A 19,630-nucleotide genomic window follows, 5' to 3' on the forward strand; every position below is an offset into this window, starting at 1 on the left:
ACGTTCACCAGCACGGAGGTCCGTTATCTCACCTGCCCAGTTCTCCGGATACAACCCCAATTTAACATCACGATGAAACGTTGAAAAAGGCCATGACTTCACCTGCTGCGCCCAACCATGTTTCACAGGATTAATATAAATGTAATCCACATGCTGGCAATAATCGCGCGCATCCCGGATGGTATGCTCCCAAAAGCGAGGCTGCCAGACATGCTGTGCAGACAACGATCGGGTGAAATGCTTCTTAATCTCCCGCCAGCGGGACGAAAAATCAGCGTCATTTTCAGGCAACGTCCAGATACAATGCATATGCTCAGGCAAAACGACCCACGCATTGATATAAAAAGGTTTAACCTTGTTTACCTCGGAAATAGCACTGCGAAGATGATAGATTTTTGATGTTAAAAGATGGCTTCTGCGGTCTTGTAGATTCACCGTAAAAAACCATGTCCCACCGTTGATGTAGTGACGCCGATAATCAGACATGTTTCCCCCTTTTCTTAACCGTATGGAGAAAAGAGGGAATCGACAAGACAAACAGATCAGTTCAGGAAAGCGGCTCGCAAATTCCGTAATGATAGATTTGCCGGATGCGGCGTAAACGCCTTATCCGGCCTACAGGCAATTATGCCCATTTCGTAGGCCTGATAAGCGCAGCACCATCAGGCACAACCTTCGCCGGATACGGCGTGACCGCCTTATCCGGCCTACAATTGCGTTCCGTAGGCCTGATAAGCGTAGCGCCATCAGGCGCTACCGTTTATTGATTCTCTATCAGCAGTGCTTCCAGCAAATCCAGATCGTGCAGCAGTTTCTGCAGCGTTTCATTGCTGATTTCACGCGTGGCGCGCAGATGATACAGCTCTGCACGCTCCGAGCGCAGCGCCGCCAGACGGAAACGCCGTTCGAGGTTTTCTTCCTGCATCGAGCTTTCCACATCGTTTCGCCCATCGGCACGACGGCGCAGGTTACCAATCACCCGCGAGCTCACCTCGGTCAGCAGCTGATTATCAATATTCTCTTCGCTATCCGCAGCCAGACGCTCTTCCATTTTCTGGATGGCCACAATCGCCACTTCCGCCGTCGCGGCACGGGCAATGCGGATCTCTTTTTGCTGCTGCGAGTGATCCGCCACTTCAAGATGCTGCAGCAGGATCGGCAGCATCACCACGCCAACAAACAGCGAAAACAGAATCACACCGGCGGCAAGGAAGATCAGCTCATAACGTGCAGGGAAGCCGCTGCCGTCAGGCAATAATAGCGGAATAGAAAGGACACCAGCCAGCGTGATCGCCCCACGCACACCCGCAAAGGATGCGATCAGGATTTCGCGCGTGGTCCACGAGCCAAACTCCATCGGCTTCTTCTTCAGAAAGCGCATGCTGAAGTTTTTCATGGTCCACAGCCAGCCAAAACGCACCAGCATCAGTGCCGCATAGATCAGCACGATATCGGTAAACAGCATCCACATTTCGACATTCGGATCGGCGTCTGCCGCCGCCAGCGAAGACTCCAGAATACCCGGTAACTGCAGCCCTAACAGCAGGAAGACCATGCCGTTAAACACGAACTCGAGCATGGCCCAGGTACTGTTTGCACGTAAGCGCATCGCCAGCGGAGCACGGCGCATGACACCTGAACGGGTAATCGTCATCCCGGCCGCCACCGCCGCGAGGATCCCGGAAACACCGATATGTTCCGCAATCAGATAAGAGGCAAACGGCAGCAGGAACAACAGGACGATTTGCGTGGCTGGCTCATCGCCACCCCAGCGGCTGAGAAAACGCAGGGAGCGACCGTACAGCCAGCTGACAACAAACCCAGCCAGGATACCGCCGATTGCCACCTTGAAGAATTCAACCGTCGCGCCGCCGACGGTAAACACCATCGTGCCCATCGCCACCGCGACAGCAAACTTGAGTGAAACCAGGCCGGAGGCGTCGTTCATTAACGCTTCGCCCTGCAGGATGCCCATGATTTTCTTCGGGATGCGGCCTTCACCGACAATGCCAGAAAGTGCCACGGCGTCAGTTGGCGACAGCACGGCGGCCAGCGCGAAAGCCGGGATCAGCGGAATGCCCGGCACCAGCCAGTAAATCATAAAGCCTATTCCGACCACCGTGACCAGCACGAGCGCCAGCGCAAGGCCGAAAATCTCTCGCCCATGCTCGAGAAACTCACGCGTTGGCGTCTTCCAGCCATCGGCAAACAGCAGCGGCGGGATAAACAGAACCAAAAACAGTTCAGGGTCGAACTCCACATGCAAACCAAACGTCGGCCACGCCAGCAAGGCGCCGATGGCGATCTGCATAAGGGGTAAAGGGAGTTGGAAGGGCAATACGCGAGTCACTACCCCCGACAGCGAGACCACAAGGGTCATGATGAGTATGGTAAAAAAGATTTCCATGCGTTCCCTGTTTGCGATGTTTCTTATGATATGCGACGAGAGGCGTCGTGCCTCAATTCTATCTTCCTCAGAGTAACGCAAAAGACAACGGGATGTGTTCCGAAAATAAAAACGGGCGGCAAAAGCCACCCGTTTTCAGGATCATCATGATGTGAGAATCAGATTGCCCAGCCGCCGGCATAGAAGGCCACCAGCGCGATAGAAATGACTACGGTACCGATGTTCAGTTTACGCCATTCACCGGAAACAATGCGTCCAATCACCAGCGTAGCAAAGCCGATCATAATGCCGGTAACGATGTTACAGGTCAGCACGATGAACACAGCAGTCACCAGACCCGCCATCGCATCCACAAAGTCTGCGAAGTCAATTTTCGCTACGTTGCTCAGCATCAGCAGGCCGACATACATCAGCGCCGGTGCGGTCGCGTAGGCAGGAACCAGATAAGAGAGCGGAGAGAGGAACAGGATCAACAGGAACAGCACGCCGACGGTGATCGCGGTCAGACCGGTTTTACCACCCGCCGCCGTACCCGCTGCGGACTCAATATACACTGCCGCAGGAGCCGCCCCCACCAGACCAGAGAACACGCTGCTCAGGGAGTCGGTGGTTAACGCTTTACCGCCATCAATAATCTGTCCGTCTTTATCCAGCAGATTCGCCTGCCCCGCCACGGCACGGATAGTCCCGGTCGCATCGAAGACGGCGGTCATCACCAGCGCCAATACGCTCGGCAGGACGATCGGGTTCAACGCCCCCATAATGTCCAGGCTGCCGATCAGGGAATTCCCTTCCGCATCGCTCAAAGAAGGCATGGCAAAAATACCGGAAAAATGCACGGTAGGGTCGAAAATCAGGCCAACAACAGAAATACCGATGATGGTCAGCAGGATGCCGCCCGGTACTTTCAGTTTTTCAAGGCCGATAATGACCGCCAGGCCAATCAGCGACATGATCACCGGGAAGGTATCGAAATCGCCCAGAGCAACCGGCAGGCCGTCCAGTGGGTTCTTAATCACCAGCCCAACGCCGTTTGCCGCAATCAGCAGCAGGAACAGGCCGATACCAATCCCCGTGCCGTGCGCAACGCCCTGCGGCAGGTTGCGCAGGATCCAGCTACGGATACCGGTCGCAGAAATAATGGTAAACAGGACGCCCATCAGGAACACCGCACCCAGCGCCACTGGCACGCTAATATGCTGCCCCAGCACCAGGCTAAATGCGGTAAACGCCGTCAGCGAGATAGCGCAACCAATCGCCAGCGGCAGGTTTGCCCACAGGCCCATTACAATAGAACCCACGCCTGCTACCAGGCAGGTCGCTACGAAAACTGCAGCCGGTGGGAACCCGGCTTTACCCAACATCCCCGGAACCACAATGACGGAGTAGACCATTGCCAGGAACGTCGTTAATCCGGCAACGACTTCCTGACGAACGGTACTGCCGCGGTGCGAAATTTTAAACCAGGCGTCGAGTGAGCCGCCGGTACGCGCTGAAGGCGTAGACATAGAAAACATCCCCTGAGAGTTTATTTTTCGTCAATATGTGTGATGGACAATCCACTGCCTGCTAAACGTTTTCTCCATGTGCCAGGTTTGCGCCAAAAGGGGTGTCGCAAAAAAGCAAACGTTTAGCTTCACGCATAAAAAACGGGTGGTAAAAAAAAGCAAACGATTATCCTGCGATCATACGGCGGTTTTCAACAGAACTTTGCCGCTTTTTATGCATTTCTTCTTATAGCGCACAAGAAATAGCCAACCGATGCGCAAACGTTATCGTTAATGCGCAATCTGGCAACAAATTTCGCTGGGTTATTGCAACATGCGCTACTATTTCAGGCGAAAAGTCGCACAGGAAAACAGGTGAAGATGCAGGAAAAATTTCGGCTAAAAAACCGCCAATTGACTGGCAATTGTCCTGGGGTGACTTACAATTACTTTATCAACACAGACCGGAACCTCCACTACGTGCTCGACTGAGGGGTGTTGATGTCGGGGGAAACCCTCCCGTGAACCAGCGGGATAGAGTGAAAGACAAAGACCGGAACCAAACTAAAGCGCCCAGTTGTGGCGCTTTAGTTTTATACCCATCACCGGTTTCAAACTCATCAATCATCTTCCAGCAATCGCGCCCCAGTCCCCTGCTCACCAAGCTGATCGCCTGGGTTACGCAACGGACAATCACTGCGTGACAAACAGCCGCAGCCAATACAGCCGTCCAGCTCATCGCGTAGTGCCACCAGAGTATGAATGCGTCGGTCAAGCTCTTCGCGCCATTGTGAAGAAAGCTGCCTCCACTCCTTCGCACTGAGCGAGTGGCCTTCGGGTAATACACCCAACGCATCACCAATTGTTGCCAGCGGAATACCAATCCGTTGAGCAATCTTGATGATGGCCACATAACGCAGCACATCTCGTTTGTATCGACGCTGATTACCGCTATTGCGCATGCTGCTGATTAACCCTTTGCTTTCATAGAAATGCAGGGTCGATACTGCCACGCCGCTACGCTTTGCCACTTCACCAGGGGTGAGCAGCGCTTTAATCCGGGGTAATTTCTTTTCCATAAATCGCTTTACCTCAAGTTAACTTGAGGAATTATACTCGCCGACAGACAAAACGACGAATCGAATACTGAGAAAGAGGCTGCCATATGTCCCATCAGCAAATTATTCAGACACTTATTGAATGGATTGATGAACATATCGACCAACCGCTGAATATCGAAGCGGTCGCGAAAAAATCAGGTTATTCAAAGTGGTATTTACAGCGAATGTTCCGTACGGTGATGCGCCAGACGTTAGGCGACTATATTCGTCAGCGTCGACTGCTGCTGGCCGCCGTTGAGCTACGCAATACTGAGCGACCTATTTTTGATATTGCGATGGATCTCGGCTATGTATCGCAACAAACATTCTCACGTGTGTTCCGCCGCGAGTTTGATCGAACCCCCAGCGACTATCGCCATCGTTTGTAGAATTATTGCCCGCCCTGCGTCAGTATGGCGGGCGAGCGCTTAACCCAGTGCATGAACTCCTGCGGCGGCAATGCTTTCGCAAAGTACCATCCCTGACAAAACTGTACGCCGCGCTCCAGCAGCCAGCTGATTTGATCCGCTGTTTCGACCCCTTCTGCAATTGTCTTCAGGTGTAAACTTTGCGCCATTTCGATGATATGTTCGGCAATCATGTGGCTGGTACTGTTGGTGGTCAGCGTACTGATAAACGATTTATCGATCTTCAGAATATCCACATTCAACGAAGACAGATTGTGCAGATTGGAATACCCAGTCCCAAAATCATCAAACGCGACTTCATAACCCGCCTGACGAAATGCCTGAATAACCGGGGTCATCTTCTGCAAATCAATAAATCCGCGCTCGGTGACTTCAACCTTGATTTGCTGCGAACGTACAGAGTAGTCGCGTGATTTTTCAGCAATCAGCGCGATCAGCCGGGATGAATGAAAGTCGGAGGCAGAGAGATTTATTGAGATGTAAAGCTGAGGGTGTGCTGACAGAAAATAGCCCAAATCGTTGAACACTTCTTCGACCACATAATCCGTTATCTTCTCAATCATCCCTTCCTTTTCCGCCAGCGGAATGAATTCTGTCGGACTCATGACCTCACCTTTGCAACCGGGCCAGCGCAACAGCGCCTCGGCCCCAACGCATTGACCATTTTTGATATCAATGATCGGCTGGTAATGCAGGCAAAGCTGGCGTTTTTTGAGCGCGCGTTTTAACAGACGGCGAGGAGAATAGTATTGTTGGCGCGTACGCCACCACATCAGTAGGATCAGGATGCTACAGATCACGCCGAAAGGGAGCGTTAGTACAGCTTCATGATAGAAATTCTGATCAACGCGATCGTCCGTGGTCGACACAATAACCGCAATGGGCCGCTTTTCTGAATGCACGATGGTATAGAAACGATCGTCTTGCTGGAATGTCGGGGCATCGCCGCGTACCAGCGGCAGTAATTGCGCAACGTTTGACCCTTCACTGGCAGAGAAAAAGCTATCCGTTACCGTATCATAGACACCCCAGGCAAGGTCCGGATCATCAGACATGACCTCGCTGTAGGATAAAGGATTGATAACGACAACGTAGTTTCCTCTTTGCATATACGTCATTCTGTAGCCAGAAAAAAACGGCGTATCGCGATAGTAATAAATGGAGATGTCCGGCGTCCGCTTATAGTCAGCGGTGGGCATAATATATGAGGCTGGCGGCACCATCGACGTTGAGCACAAAAAATGATCGCCCTGCGCATAAATGAGATCGCTGATATATAAACGCCCACGAATAATATTCAGCATACTTTTTTGATGCGCCGGGGTACACATCTCCCCTTGATACAGTTGTGCCATATCACGCGCGAGATCGGCTTGCTGGATCACCAACTCCGTTTTATTGAGGGCCAGCTGCGCAAAAGTGCGGAGTTGATTGCGGGTTTCGGACGTCGCCCTGACATGAGCAAACCATAACGCCAGTACCACGGGGAGCAATACCACCGTGAGTGTTCCAAGGAACCTCAGCGTCTTACGTCGCGCACTGTGAGTCATGTCAGCCCTATTTCCCTGTATCGTATATGCCAGTACCCATCAAGGCAGGATGCTATAAACGCCGGCTAGTTAAGTTGTATGAATCTATCAACATTCGCAACCGCCGTCTCTATGTAAAAGTCTGATAATAGCGGATGATGATATTCTTTTTCCGTAAGGCAAACTTAAAGTTAAGCTTATTTGAAAATAGCACACTGTAAAAGTCGTAATGTTTTATACGCGTTATACGGGCTTCGCATAAAAAATACATAAATTTTTTTAAAGATTAATTTAGGATAAAGATAACAAGCAGCGTAAATACACCTTCTATTACGAATGATGCATTCGCTCACCACATCCTATAACCACAATTTAATAAAGGCTATTAAACAATAAAAAGAGCGTCCCGCACTGGTGAACAAACGAACAGATGTGATATAGTTCACAAAAATCATGTAACAGAAACAGTGTTTCATTGATGTGCATGCCCGCCGATAGCCAGAGTGCCACACCTGTTGTGAACAACCCCGTGCTGTCCTGGGCATCAAGACTTTTTGAGGACGTTTTTCATGGCAACAATAACAACTGGCGTAGTTCTTCTGCGGTGGCAACTGCTGAGCGCAGTGCTGATGTTTTTAGCCAGCACGCTCAATATCCGTTTTCGTAAATCAGATTATATTGGCCTGGCCGTTATCAGCAGCGGTTTAGGGCTGGTTTTCGCCTGCTGGTTTGCAACCGGATTGCTCGGCATCACCCTGATGGACGTGTCCGCTATCTGGAATAACATCCAGTCTGTGATGGTAGAAGTGATGAGCCATACGCCGCCAGAGTGGCCGATGGTATTAAACTGATCAAAAGAAAGCGTCCGACTGAACTAAAATTTCAATCGGACGCTTATTTTTAGGTTAAGTGAACCCATTCAAAGCTATGAACTACCACTCCATACGGAAACCCGCGTTAACCTGCCAGTTCATATCAATGTCACCTCCCGCCGATCTTTCCAGATCAACATACAACCGGGAGTTATTGTTCTGAGTGAGATGGATATTGGTACCTATACCATAGTTGATCCAGGAGTCACTTCCCCCTTCGCTCACTTTCAGTGCGGCATCTTTACCCCAAACGGTGACATCACGATCGCCAGCAAACTCATGCAGCAAATCCAGCTTCACGTAAATATCGCTATCCGGGCGCGATTCAAACCGATAACCTCCGCGCAATCCGACACGGCCAATAACGCTGTCTATATCGTTTTGACGGACTTTCAACCCACTACTGGTGGTGTAACTGGCCTCATCCAGATAGGTATACACGAGCTGACCTTGCGGTTCGATAAACGTAGAGTTTCCTAAGCTAAACTCGCGACCGTATTCTGCGCTGGCACTGATTGACCATGTGCTGCTATCTGCAAAGCCAGAGTTGCCGTATGTGTTCCTGTAATTGAAGTCACTTTCATGGCGGCTATATTTCAACACCAGATCCAGGTAATCTTGTTTCTCTGGGCGATTCCATGCAGCATAAAGTGAACCACCGTAGTTCTTGTTATCGCCAGTACCATAAGTGAAGTCGGCATTGCCTCTCATGTAATGCGCGGCAATCCCTCGCGTCCAGACAGACGATTCGCCTTCGTCTTTGTTGTCATAACCGAGTTGCCAGAAGCTATACAGGTTTTTGAAGTAGCTCCCAGTATCACTCTCTATTTCACCACCTTTATAGCGTATCCACAGACCATTTTGCTGCTGATCCTGGCGGAGTTCGCCTAAACGCTTATTCAGGCTGTCGATTTCAAGACGAGCGGTCGCCATTGCGTAGTTCAGCCCAGCATTGGCGATCACGGTGTTACTACCTGCGCTGGCTTTCGTCGAAACACCCGTGATATACCAGTTGGTACCGTACTGGCTTTGCGGATCGCCTTCACGGATATCAGAACGCAGCAGTGGTTTATAGTCATACACATACTCGTTCGTAATATCGACTTTATCGTACGCTTCGAATGTCACATTACTTGCCGCATCGGCAACCCAGATATCTTCCTTCAAATCAGTGAGCTTGTTGATATTCAACGCTTCAATCGCATGTGTACCGCCGGTACTACTTTTAACAACTTCAATGAAGTCGCTGCCGTTACGTCGCTGCTCATCCGTTTTATTGGTATTGACATCAATCAGGAAAATACCGTTGTTCCCTTTCAAATCATGAATTTTAACGGTTTCGTTGATACTCTGATTGGTGTGCAGGTTAAAACCATGCAGGTTTACCGTACCGCCGTCTTTCAGAGTGATGGCACTGATTTCCGCATCTTTACCATCGGGGATCCAGTGGGCGTTATTCGCCAGCGTAAGGTTGAGATCGCCGCTCCATTTCCCGGTTGTTGCGTCAAAGAAGTTTGCTTCATGCCCATGCCAGTATGAATCTGCCCCATTAAGCGTAATATTCATCTGGCTTGTATTAGAATAAAGCTTATCACCGAAGTCGAGGTTACCTAATAGATTAACCTTGTTGCCTCCAGCCTGATTAATATTAACGACACCACCGTCTTTAGCACTGACCGCATCACTTTTTGATGAGCCTTCCGGGTAACCGCTATTGTTCTCCAGGAGTTCTTTAAAGTTACTGGCATAGGTATTAATGTAAACATCGCCACCGTTTGCCGTAATGGTTGAACCCGCACCCCGAGCATAGACTCCGTTATTAGCCAGCGTTGCATCTTCGCCCTGTTTGGTGTGCTCAACTTCAGAACGAATGTACACATTGCCGTTCACAGACACATCCGCGCCACCGCCTACATATAACGCAGTATTGTTGTGTGTGTACTTATTGCCAATTAGGAAATTATTTTTAAGACTAAAATTGTCGACAGTCACTTTGGTGTCACTGCCTTCTGCAGACAACCCAAAGAAGGCTAACCCGGCACGATGCTCCTGCTCCGTGGTCCCGCTAATATTGACGTTGTAATTACCAATATGATACTCACCGCCCTGATCACTCGTGATGTTGCCAATCTTGACCTCAAGACCGTTACCTTCGCCTCGCACAGGATTATCAATTTTAACCGTAAAATCGTAGTTGTTGTCGCCGGCAATCGTATCTTTGATGCTGATACCAGGGAGCTCGGGGTCCTTACCGATATAGTTCAGTGTATAATCTTTAGCGAATGCTGCCCCAGAATATAGCGCATTACTAATGCTCACCGACAAGGCTAAAGGCAATATTACCTTAGCGTTATTCTTCCATTGATACATATATAGACTCCGAAGTACAAAAGAATATAGAAATATCAAGACGACTATCAAATCCTCATTAATAAAAAGAGATCGGAGAGCAATGCACTTGTATCAATGATGAATTGACAATCTCAGAGCATTATTTAATGCGGTACATCACGCTGTCAATATTTTTTGAATCATGAAACAAATAACTTCGCAATAGTTTATTTAAATTTGATTACTATCAATGTTATTAATTGCATATATTAAAATAGTAATTATAAACAATGATTATATTTCGTTTTTTTCTTGCAAAATATTCGAATATTATATGTGAGAAGATCGTCAAATACAAAAAAAGCCCCATTTTAAATGGGGCTTTTCATTCATTACGGTAATAATCGTTAAATCACGATCAGAACGGAATGTCGTCGTCAAAGTCGATTGGCGGTTCGTTAGACGGCGCTGCCGGAGCGGACTGCTGCGGACGAGACTGTGCACCACCGCTGAACTGGTTGCCACCCTGCGGCTGCTGAGGCTGACCCCAACCACCCTGTTGACCGCCACCTGCATTACCGCCCGCCGGTGCACCGCCGCCCTGACGACCACCCAGCATTTGCATGGTGCCGCCGACGTTCACAACAACTTCAGTCGTGTACTTCTCGACACCTGACTGATCGGTCCATTTGCGGGTACGCAGCTGACCTTCAATGTAGACCTGAGAACCTTTGCGCAGATATTCGCTGGCGACTTCCGCCAGTTTGCCAAACAGCACAACACGGTGCCATTCAGTCTGCTCTTTCATCTCGCCGGTCGCTTTATCACGCCAGGATTCGGAAGTAGCCAGCGTAATGTTGGCAACTGCACCACCATTCGGCATATAGCGTACTTCCGGGTCCTGGCCCAGATTACCGACGAGAATCACCTTGTTTACGCCTCTGCTGGCCATGATCGTGTCTCCTGAAAAACGTTTCTTAATAAGTGTAAGCGCGGGATTGTAGCATTTCCAATAGCGCTTTTACTACGTTGAGAGGTGGATTCCAGTAAACAACCTCAGCCAGACATTGTTACACAGACACCTGCGTTTTGCATTCCAATACTGTATATCCATTCAGGTCAGGTTGTGTCATAATTAACCGTTTGTGATCGCCGGTAGCACCATGCAGCCAGGCAAAAAAGCGTTTAATCCGGGAAAGATGAATGGATAAGATCGAAGTTCGGGGCGCCCGCACCCATAATCTCAAAAACATCAACCTCGTCATCCCGCGCGACAAGCTGATTGTCGTCACCGGGCTTTCGGGCTCAGGCAAATCCTCGCTGGCTTTCGACACCTTGTATGCCGAAGGGCAGCGTCGTTACGTTGAATCGCTTTCCGCGTATGCGCGTCAGTTCCTGTCGCTGATGGAAAAACCGGATGTCGACCACATTGAGGGGCTGTCGCCAGCCATCTCAATTGAACAAAAATCGACATCCCATAACCCGCGATCCACGGTAGGCACCATTACCGAAATTCACGACTACCTGCGCCTGCTGTTTGCCCGCGTCGGTGAGCCGCGCTGTCCGGATCACGACGTACCGCTGGCAGCGCAGACCGTTAGCCAGATGGTGGACAACGTGCTGTCACAACCGGAAGGCAAGCGCCTGATGCTGCTGGCACCGATCATCAAAGAGCGCAAAGGCGAACACACGAAAACGCTGGAGAATCTGGCAAGCCAGGGTTATATCCGCGCCCGTATTGACGGTGAAGTGTGTGACCTGTCCGATCCACCAAAGCTGGAGCTGCAAAAGAAACATACCATTGAAGTGGTCATCGACCGCTTTAAAGTCCGTGACGACCTGTCACAGCGTCTGGCGGAGTCTTTTGAAACCGCGCTGGATCTCTCCGGTGGCACGGCGGTGGTTGCCGATATGGACAACCCGAAAGCGGAGGAGCTGCTCTTCTCCGCCAACTTTGCCTGCCCGATTTGCGGCTACAGCATGCGCGAGCTGGAACCCCGCTTGTTCTCGTTCAATAACCCGGCGGGCGCATGTCCTACCTGCGACGGTCTCGGCGTGCAGCAGTATTTCGACCCTGACCGCGTGATCCAAAACCCAGAGCTGTCGCTGGCTGGCGGCGCGATCCGTGGCTGGGATCGCCGTAACTTCTATTACTTCCAGATGCTTAAGTCACTGGCAGAGCATTATAAGTTCGACATAGAAGCCCCATGGGCCAGCCTGAACCCAACGGTTCACAAAGTGGTGCTGTACGGTTCCGGCAAAGAGAATATCGAATTCAAATATATGAACGACCGCGGTGATACTTCCGTACGTCGTCACCCGTTTGAAGGTGTGCTGCACAATATGGAGCGCCGTTATAAAGAGACGGAATCCAGCGCGGTACGCGAAGAATTATCTAAGTTCATCAGCAACCGACCGTGCGCCAGCTGTGAAGGCACGCGCCTGCGTCGTGAAGCGCGCCACGTGTTTGTTGAGAACACACCGCTGCCTACTATTTCTGACATGAGCATCGGTCATGCGATGGATTTCTTCAACAATCTCAAACTTGCCGGTCAACGGGCGAAGATTGCGGAGAAAATCCTTAAAGAGATTGGCGACCGCCTCAAGTTCCTGGTTAACGTCGGTCTGAACTACCTGACGCTGTCGCGTTCGGCCGAAACGCTCTCCGGCGGCGAAGCCCAGCGTATCCGTCTGGCAAGCCAGATCGGTGCGGGACTGGTCGGCGTAATGTACGTGCTGGATGAACCGTCCATCGGTCTACACCAGCGCGATAACGAACGCCTGCTGGGTACGCTTATCCATCTGCGCAATCTGGGTAATACCGTGATTGTGGTTGAGCACGATGAAGATGCGATTCGCGCCGCTGACCATGTGATCGATATCGGTCCAGGCGCGGGCGTCCATGGTGGACAGGTGGTGGCGGAGGGTACGCTCAATGACATTATGGCAGTGCCTGAGTCACTGACCGGCCAGTATATGAGCGGCAAGCGCAAGATTGAAGTGCCGAAACAACGCGTGCCCGCTAACCCGGAAAAAGTGCTGAAGCTCACCGGTGCGCGCGGCAACAACCTGAAAGATGTCACCCTGACGCTGCCGGTTGGCCTGTTTACCTGTATTACCGGCGTATCCGGTTCCGGTAAATCAACGCTGATAAACGACACGCTGTTCCCGATTGCTCAGACCCAGCTCAACGGCGCTACGCTGGCTGAACCTGCACCTTATCGCGACATTCAGGGGCTGGAGCATTTCGATAAAGTTATCGACATCGACCAGAGCCCCATTGGTCGTACGCCACGTTCCAACCCGGCAACCTATACCGGCGTATTTACACCCGTCCGCGAACTGTTTGCTGGCGTGCCGGAATCACGCGCGCGCGGCTACACGCCAGGGCGCTTCAGCTTTAACGTGCGCGGTGGACGTTGTGAAGCCTGTCAGGGCGACGGCGTAATCAAAGTTGAGATGCACTTCCTGCCGGATATCTACGTGCCGTGTGACCAGTGCAAAGGCAAGCGCTATAACCGCGAAACGTTGGAGATCAAGTACAAGGGCAAGACTATCCACGAAGTGCTGGATATGACCATTGAAGAGGCGCGTGAGTTCTTTGATGCCGTCCCGGCGCTGGCGCGTAAACTGCAAACGCTGATGGACGTTGGCTTGACTTATATTCGCCTTGGACAGTCCGCAACAACCCTTTCTGGCGGCGAGGCCCAGCGCGTGAAGCTGGCGCGTGAGTTATCAAAACGCGGTACAGGACAAACGCTGTACATCCTCGATGAGCCGACTACCGGTCTGCACTTTGCGGATATTCAGCAGTTGCTGGACGTGCTGCACCAGCTCAGGGATCAGGGCAACACCATCGTGGTCATTGAGCATAATCTGGACGTGATTAAAACGGCCGACTGGATTGTCGATCTCGGTCCGGAAGGGGGTAGCGGCGGCGGAGAAATCCTGGTTGCCGGTACGCCGGAAACGGTTGCAGAGTGTGAAGCCTCACACACCGCCCGCTTCCTCAAACCACTGCTGTAGTTACTCATGCCCGATGGCGCAAGCTATCGGGCCTACAGGATAGACGTATTGGGTTGTAGGCCAGATAAGGCGCTTACGCCGCATCCGGCAAAAAGGCTCAGAACTGCGCCAACATCCTGCGTTTATCTTCTGGCAGCGTCTTGATAGCCTGTTGATATGAGGCGTCCACCAAATAGTAAATTTGTGAATCTGGCAGCGAACCATCCAGGTACACCGTGCTCCAGTGCGCCTTATTAAGATGCCGGCTTGGCCGGACATCGCTATGTTGCTGGCGCAATAACTCGGCCAGTTCAGGGCTGGTTTTCAGCGACACAGCAGGGCGTTCTTCCACCTCTTTTACCATCGCAAAAAGCACATCTTCGACTTTAATTTGCGTGGCTTTCCAGTCACTGTGCACGCTCTGTTCGGCACCTGTTTTCGCCATGCAGTATTGCAGCAACTCCGAGTTCGTCATCTTTATTCCCCTTACCAGCAGCTAGCCTAATGAGAACATCTTTTACTCAGTGTGCAGCAACTCTGCCAAAGGTAAAAGCCAGCAACGCAAATTTGTTTAAAAAATCACCAATAAAGAACCTGTACCCTCAGTATTCTGAGTTTACAATCACCTCTTCGCCATATGCCCCGGCCTGCGGCAGTGGTTTATAGGTGGAGTTGGAGGCGCGCAAAATGCGAATACCGCGAATACCTACGTCGCGCGCGGCGGTAATGTCATTGTCGGAATCGCCGTAGAACATGCGGATGTTTTTATCCTGTAACCACTGCGTTTTGGTGTTCTGCCCGGCTTTATCACCGGCAAAGATAACCGGATTCATATTAGCGGATGGAATGTGGAAGTTATCGGACAGTGTTTTAGACACGGTTTCGGTTTTTGTCGGGCTACGTCCCGTGACAAAGAAGATGCTGTCACCGCGACGAACATGCATATCAATCAACTGACGCGCGACTTCTTTTGGAATACTAAATTCATCCCAGCCATTGTTCATTTTTTCCCAGAACGCCGGATTCTTCAGGTAATCCTCACTCTCCGGGGACCAGGTTTTTTTGCCACGCCAGAAACCCGGGCTGGAAAAAAGAACGGTGTCATCAATATCGAATCCGACGGCCATTGGCGGGCGTCCGGTCAGGCTGTTTTCAATCTGAGCAACAGAGACCCAGTGAACCGGAGACTGCTCAGCGAGTTTTGCAACGTTAGTGCCTGGATTAAGCTGCGAGGGGGAAGAAACTAAAGCCTGGGCGGAATGGTTTAACGTGAACAATAAGCAAACGGCACTAAGTGCCAACGTAATCTTGCGCATATTTTTCCCTAAGTAGTCAGCTAGTTATCATTTTTTTATTAACAACTGGTCAAAAAACTATCTGACCTTACCCCCTGGGGAAGGTGAAAGGAAGGGGTTTCTCTCGTTTTGTTACAGAAAAAGAGGATGATCACACAGAAAAAGCGTGCCTGATGGCGCGACACTTATCAGGCCTACAACCGAAAAATCCAATGCTTTGTAGGCCGGATAAGGCGTTTACGCCACCATCCGGCATCACTGTGCGAGAAATGACAAATCCGGTTACATGACAGCAGCAAACGCTTTTGCCACACGCTGGACGTTACCGTGATTCAACCCGGCGACGCACATGCGGCCGCTGGCGATCAGGTAAACCCCGAATTCATCACGCAGGCGATCGACCTGGGCGGCACTCAACCCGGTATAGCTGAACATACCGCGCTGTTGCAGAAGGTAGTCAAAGTTACGGCCCGGTATCTCGGCATGGAGAACATTGACCAATTCCTGACGCATCGCCAGGATGCGGGTACGCATCGCTTCTACTTCCGCCAGCCAGTTGGCTTTAAGCGCATCATCGCCCAGCACGGCGGCAACTACCTGCGCACCAAAGTTAGGTGGGCTGGAGTAGTTACGACGCACCGTGGCTTTTAACTGCCCCAACACGCGGCCCGCAGTCTCAGCGTCTTCGCACACCACGGAAAGGCCGCCGACACGCTCACCGTATAAAGAGAAAATTTTAGAGAACGAGTTGCTGACCAGGGCAGGCAATCCAGCGCTGGCAATGGCGCGGATCGCATAGGCGTCGTCTTCCATTCCCGCGCCAAATCCCTGATAGGCAATATCAAGGAAAGGGATTAGATCGCGCGCTTGCAGAATCTCGATAACCGCATCCCACTGCGCGGGCGTCAAGTCCGCACCGGTCGGGTTATGGCAGCACGGATGCAACAGTACAATGCTGCGAGCCGGTAAGGTGTTCAAGGTTGCCAGCAGGTCGTTGACGCGCACGCCGTTAGTCGTGTTGTCATACCAGGGGTAAGTACTTACTTCGAATCCAGCCCCTTCAAAAATCGCGATGTGGTTTTCCCATGTCGGATCGCTGACCCAGACGCCAGAATCAGGGAAGTAACGCTTCAGAAAATCCGCACCTACTTTTAGCGCACCAGATCCTCCCAGCGTCTGAATCGTCGCCACGCGCTGCTGCTGAAGAACCGGGTGTTCTGCACCAAACAGTAGTGGCGCAATGGTGTGGCGATAGCTGTTCAGTCCTTCCATCGGTAAATACAGCGACGCACCCTGCGGCTGAGCATTGAGCCGGGCTTCCGCTTCGCTTACGGCGTTAAGCTGAGGGATTATCCCGTCTTCGTTGTAATACAGACCGATGCTGAGATTCACTTTGTCACGACGTGAATCTTCCTTGAAGCGCTCCATGAGCGATAAAATCGGGTCGCCGGCGTAGGCGTCAACTTTTTGAAACACGTGGTGGTTCTCCAGGTTTACAGGCAGGGGATAAGAACACAATAAACCGGAAGCGGGAGAAGATCGAGAGGATGTTGAGAGGATTATTGCCGGATGGCGGCAGAACCGCTTTATCCGGCAGACAGCCAGATTCAGTCCACGTACTTCATCGCTACCCTTGATGTCAGGCGCGTGATAAGTTCGTAAGCACTTACTTTCGTTATTTCAGCAATGCGTTCAACGGGCAGACCATCGCCCCACAGAATCACCGGATCGCCGGCTTTTTCCTGCGCTTCTGGTCCCAAATCAACGCAGATCATGTCCATTGCCACACGACCAACAATCGGCACTTCCCGACCATTGACCAGTACCGGCGTGCCGGACGGCGCTGCACGCGGATACCCGTCGCCATAGCCCATCGCCACCACGCCCAGGCGCGTGTCACGCGCGCTTTCCCACGTTCCACCATAGCCAACAGGTTCGCCCGCTTTGTGCTCGCGCACGGCGATCAGGCTGGAGGTGAGCGACATCACCGGCTGGCAGCCAAAATCAGTCCCGGCGGAATGATTCTCCAGCGGCGATACGCCATACAGAATTAGCCCCGGACGCGCCCAGTCGAAATGGGACTGCGGCCACAGCAGGATACCGCCAGATGCGGCAATAGAACGCTGTCCCGGCTTGCCTTCACAAAAACGATTGAAGATTTCGAGCTGCTTTTCCGTCGCGCCACATTCGGGTTCGTCTGCACGGGCAAAGTGGCTGACGATGTTGACCGGCTGACGCACGTTTTTACAGTGGGTCAAGCGTTGATAAAACGCCTCAGCCTGCTCAGGACGTACGCCAAGACGGTGCATCCCGGTGTCGAGCTTCATCCAGACGGTGACGGGTTCCGCCAGTTCAGCCGCTTCCAGCGCCGCAAGCTGCTCCTCATTGTGCACGGCAGTATGCAGCCGCTGTGCGGAGATGGTCGGCAGATCGGAGGCATCGAAAAAACCCTCCAATAGCAGGATGGGTTGCGTGATCCCACCCGCGCGCAGTCGCAGAGCTTCTTCAAGACGAGCGACACCAAAAGCGTCCGCATCAGGGAGCGTTCGCGCGGTCTCTAACAGACCATGGCCGTAAGCGTTCGCTTTCACCACCGCAACCAGTTTACTGGCAGGTGCCAGTTCACGCAGACGTTGCAGGTTGTGTCGCAGAGCGCGGCGGTTAATGACAACAGTTGCCGCTTGCATTTGAATTCCTTAATAAATGGACGACGGAGCGTTACTCATCGTCATACTGTGGTCCGGCATAATTATCGAAGCGTGACCACTGGCCGTTAAACGTCAGGCGCACCGTACCGATTGGGCCGTTACGTTGCTTACCAATAATAATTTCCGCGATGCCTTTTAAGTCGCTGTTTTCGTGATAAACCTCGTCACGATAAATAAACATGATTAAGTCGGCATCCTGCTCGATAGACCCCGATTCACGGAGATCCGAGTTGACCGGACGCTTGTCGGCGCGTTGTTCCAGAGAGCGGTTAAGCTGCGACAGCGCCACCACCGGCACATGCAGTTCTTTTGCTAATGATTTCAGCGAGCGCGAAATTTCAGCAATTTCCAGCGTACGGTTGTCGGAGAGCGACGGCACCCGCATCAGCTGCAGGTAGTCGATCATAATCAGTCCGATACCGCCGTGTTCACGGGCGATACGGCGTGCGCGCGAACGCACTTCCGTGGGCGTCAGGCCGGAGGAGTCATCAATGTAGATGTTTCGTTTCTCCAGTAAGATCCCCATGGTGCCGGAAATTCGCGCCCAGTCTTCGTCATCCAACTGACCGGTACGGATTTTAGTCTGGTCTACGCGCGACAGCGATGCCAGACAACGCATCATGATCTGTTCGGAGGGCATTTCAAGACTGAAGATAAGTACCGGCTTATCCTGCAACATCGCCGCATTTTCGACGAGGTTCATTGCAAACGTCGTTTTACCCATCGACGGACGCGCGGCGACGATAATCAGGTCCGACGGCTGTAGACCGGCAGTCTTTTTGTTGAGGTCGTCGTAGCCGGTATTCACCCCGGTTACACCGTCATGCGGCTGCTGGAACAGCTGTTCGATGCGCGCGACGGTGGCATCGAGCACCTCGGTAATATTTTTCGGGCCTTCGTCTTTATTGGCGCGGCTTTCGGCAATTTTAAAAACGCGGGATTCCGCGAGATCCAGCAAATCTTCACTGGAACGCCCTTGCGGATCAAATCCGGCCTCTGCGATTTCATGAGCTACCGAAATCATGTCGCGCACGACGGCGCGTTCGCGGACGATATCCGCATAGGCGCTTATGTTCGCCGCACTTGGCGTATTTTTAGATAACTCAGCCAGATAGGCGAAACCGCCGACGCTGTCGAGTTGCCCCTGCACTTCCAGCGACTCGGCCAGGGTTATCAGATCGATGGGTTTGCCCATCTCCTGCAAACGATGCATTTCGGTGAAGATATGCCGGTGCGGTCGGGTGTAAAAATCCTCCGCGACGACACGCTCGGCAACATCGTCCCAGCGTTCGTTATCCAGCATTAAACCGCCCAACACCGACTGTTCCGCTTCAATCGAGTGCGGCGGTACTTTCAGCCCGGCGACCTGCAGATCGCGGTCACGAGCATCAGTCTGTTGTTTGTTGAAGGGTTTATTTCCTGCCATAGTGAATGGAGTTACCGAGATAATGATTGGGTCGAAAGATTA

15 protein-coding genes are annotated in these 19,630 nt (G+C 51.8%); 3 read left to right on the plus strand and 12 right to left on the minus strand.

Going from position 1 to position 19,630, the window contains the following annotated elements:
• The 4 genes from FDX01_RS03100 to soxR form a co-directional block, all read right to left on the minus strand.
• Positions 1 to 486: transposase (locus FDX01_RS03100; protein ID WP_137399230.1), on the minus strand; the 486-nt coding region annotated here is incomplete at its 3' end.
• A 274-nt stretch (positions 487 to 760) separates the two neighbouring features.
• Positions 761 to 2,407, minus strand: coding sequence for a Na+/H+ antiporter (locus FDX01_RS03105; RefSeq protein WP_096758699.1), 1,647 nt, complete (start codon positions 2,405 to 2,407; stop codon positions 761 to 763).
• A gap of 158 nt (positions 2,408 to 2,565) precedes the next feature.
• Complete coding sequence (ghxP, locus tag FDX01_RS03110) at positions 2,566 to 3,915, minus strand: guanine/hypoxanthine transporter GhxP (RefSeq protein ID WP_096758700.1); 1,350 nt, start codon at positions 3,913 to 3,915, stop codon at positions 2,566 to 2,568.
• A 599-nt stretch (positions 3,916 to 4,514) separates the two neighbouring features.
• The gene (soxR, locus tag FDX01_RS03115; protein ID WP_096758701.1) at positions 4,515 to 4,973 is read right to left on the minus strand and encodes a redox-sensitive transcriptional activator SoxR; all 459 of its coding nucleotides are present in this window, start codon (positions 4,971 to 4,973) and stop codon (positions 4,515 to 4,517) included.
• Between the two features lie 86 nt (positions 4,974 to 5,059).
• Here soxR and soxS point away from each other — a divergent pair, with 86 nt between their 5' ends.
• A complete protein-coding gene (gene soxS, locus FDX01_RS03120; protein ID WP_096758702.1) occupies positions 5,060 to 5,383 on the plus strand; it encodes a superoxide response transcriptional regulator SoxS in 324 nt (107 codons plus the stop codon).
• A gap of 2 nt (positions 5,384 to 5,385) precedes the next feature.
• On the opposite strand, the gene FDX01_RS03125 is transcribed toward soxS, so the two are convergent.
• A complete protein-coding gene (locus FDX01_RS03125; RefSeq protein ID WP_115259698.1) occupies positions 5,386 to 6,972 on the minus strand; it encodes an EAL domain-containing protein in 1,587 nt (528 codons plus the stop codon).
• 548 nt (positions 6,973 to 7,520) lie between these two features.
• On the opposite strand from FDX01_RS03125, the gene FDX01_RS03135 reads away from it, so the two are divergent.
• Positions 7,521 to 7,802, plus strand: a complete 282-nt coding sequence (locus FDX01_RS03135) for a YjcB family protein (protein WP_096758704.1) — start codon at positions 7,521 to 7,523, stop codon at positions 7,800 to 7,802.
• Positions 7,803 to 7,883: 81 nt separating this feature from the next.
• Here the strand turns inward: FDX01_RS03135 and FDX01_RS03140 are convergent, their stop codons facing one another.
• On the minus strand, positions 7,884 to 10,193 hold the full coding sequence (locus FDX01_RS03140; protein ID WP_115259699.1) for an autotransporter outer membrane beta-barrel domain-containing protein: 2,310 nt from the start codon (positions 10,191 to 10,193) through the stop codon (positions 7,884 to 7,886).
• Between the two features lie 379 nt (positions 10,194 to 10,572).
• Positions 10,573 to 11,106 (minus strand): single-stranded DNA-binding protein SSB1, encoded by a 534-nt coding sequence (ssb1, locus tag FDX01_RS03145; protein WP_096758705.1) that lies wholly within the window; start codon positions 11,104 to 11,106, stop codon positions 10,573 to 10,575.
• Positions 11,107 to 11,357: 251 nt separating this feature from the next.
• Between ssb1 and uvrA the strand changes: the two genes are divergently transcribed.
• Complete coding sequence (gene uvrA / locus FDX01_RS03155) at positions 11,358 to 14,180, plus strand: excinuclease ABC subunit UvrA (RefSeq protein WP_096758707.1); 2,823 nt, start codon at positions 11,358 to 11,360, stop codon at positions 14,178 to 14,180.
• Between the two features lie 97 nt (positions 14,181 to 14,277).
• Here the strand turns inward: uvrA and FDX01_RS03160 are convergent, their stop codons facing one another.
• The 5 genes from FDX01_RS03160 to dnaB form a co-directional block, all read right to left on the minus strand.
• Positions 14,278 to 14,634: an MmcQ/YjbR family DNA-binding protein gene (locus FDX01_RS03160; RefSeq protein ID WP_096758708.1), complete on the minus strand. Its 357-nt coding sequence runs from the start codon at positions 14,632 to 14,634 to the stop codon at positions 14,278 to 14,280.
• 127 nt (positions 14,635 to 14,761) lie between these two features.
• Positions 14,762 to 15,475: an acid phosphatase AphA gene (gene aphA / locus FDX01_RS03165; protein WP_117343604.1), complete on the minus strand. Its 714-nt coding sequence runs from the start codon at positions 15,473 to 15,475 to the stop codon at positions 14,762 to 14,764.
• Between the two features lie 261 nt (positions 15,476 to 15,736).
• Complete coding sequence (tyrB, locus tag FDX01_RS03170) at positions 15,737 to 16,930, minus strand: aromatic amino acid transaminase (RefSeq protein ID WP_117343605.1); 1,194 nt, start codon at positions 16,928 to 16,930, stop codon at positions 15,737 to 15,739.
• A 131-nt stretch (positions 16,931 to 17,061) separates the two neighbouring features.
• The gene (gene alr / locus FDX01_RS03175; protein ID WP_117343606.1) at positions 17,062 to 18,141 is read right to left on the minus strand and encodes an alanine racemase; all 1,080 of its coding nucleotides are present in this window, start codon (positions 18,139 to 18,141) and stop codon (positions 17,062 to 17,064) included.
• 31 nt (positions 18,142 to 18,172) lie between these two features.
• Positions 18,173 to 19,588 carry a replicative DNA helicase gene (gene dnaB / locus FDX01_RS03180; RefSeq protein WP_096758712.1) on the minus strand — a complete coding sequence of 472 codons (1,416 nt, stop codon included), beginning with the start codon at positions 19,586 to 19,588 and terminating at the stop codon, positions 18,173 to 18,175.
• Positions 19,589 to 19,630 lie beyond the last annotated feature (42 nt).

It is taken from the genome of Citrobacter sp. wls613, assembly GCF_005281195.1.
In the GTDB taxonomy this organism is placed as follows: domain Bacteria; phylum Pseudomonadota; class Gammaproteobacteria; order Enterobacterales; family Enterobacteriaceae; genus Citrobacter; species Citrobacter gillenii.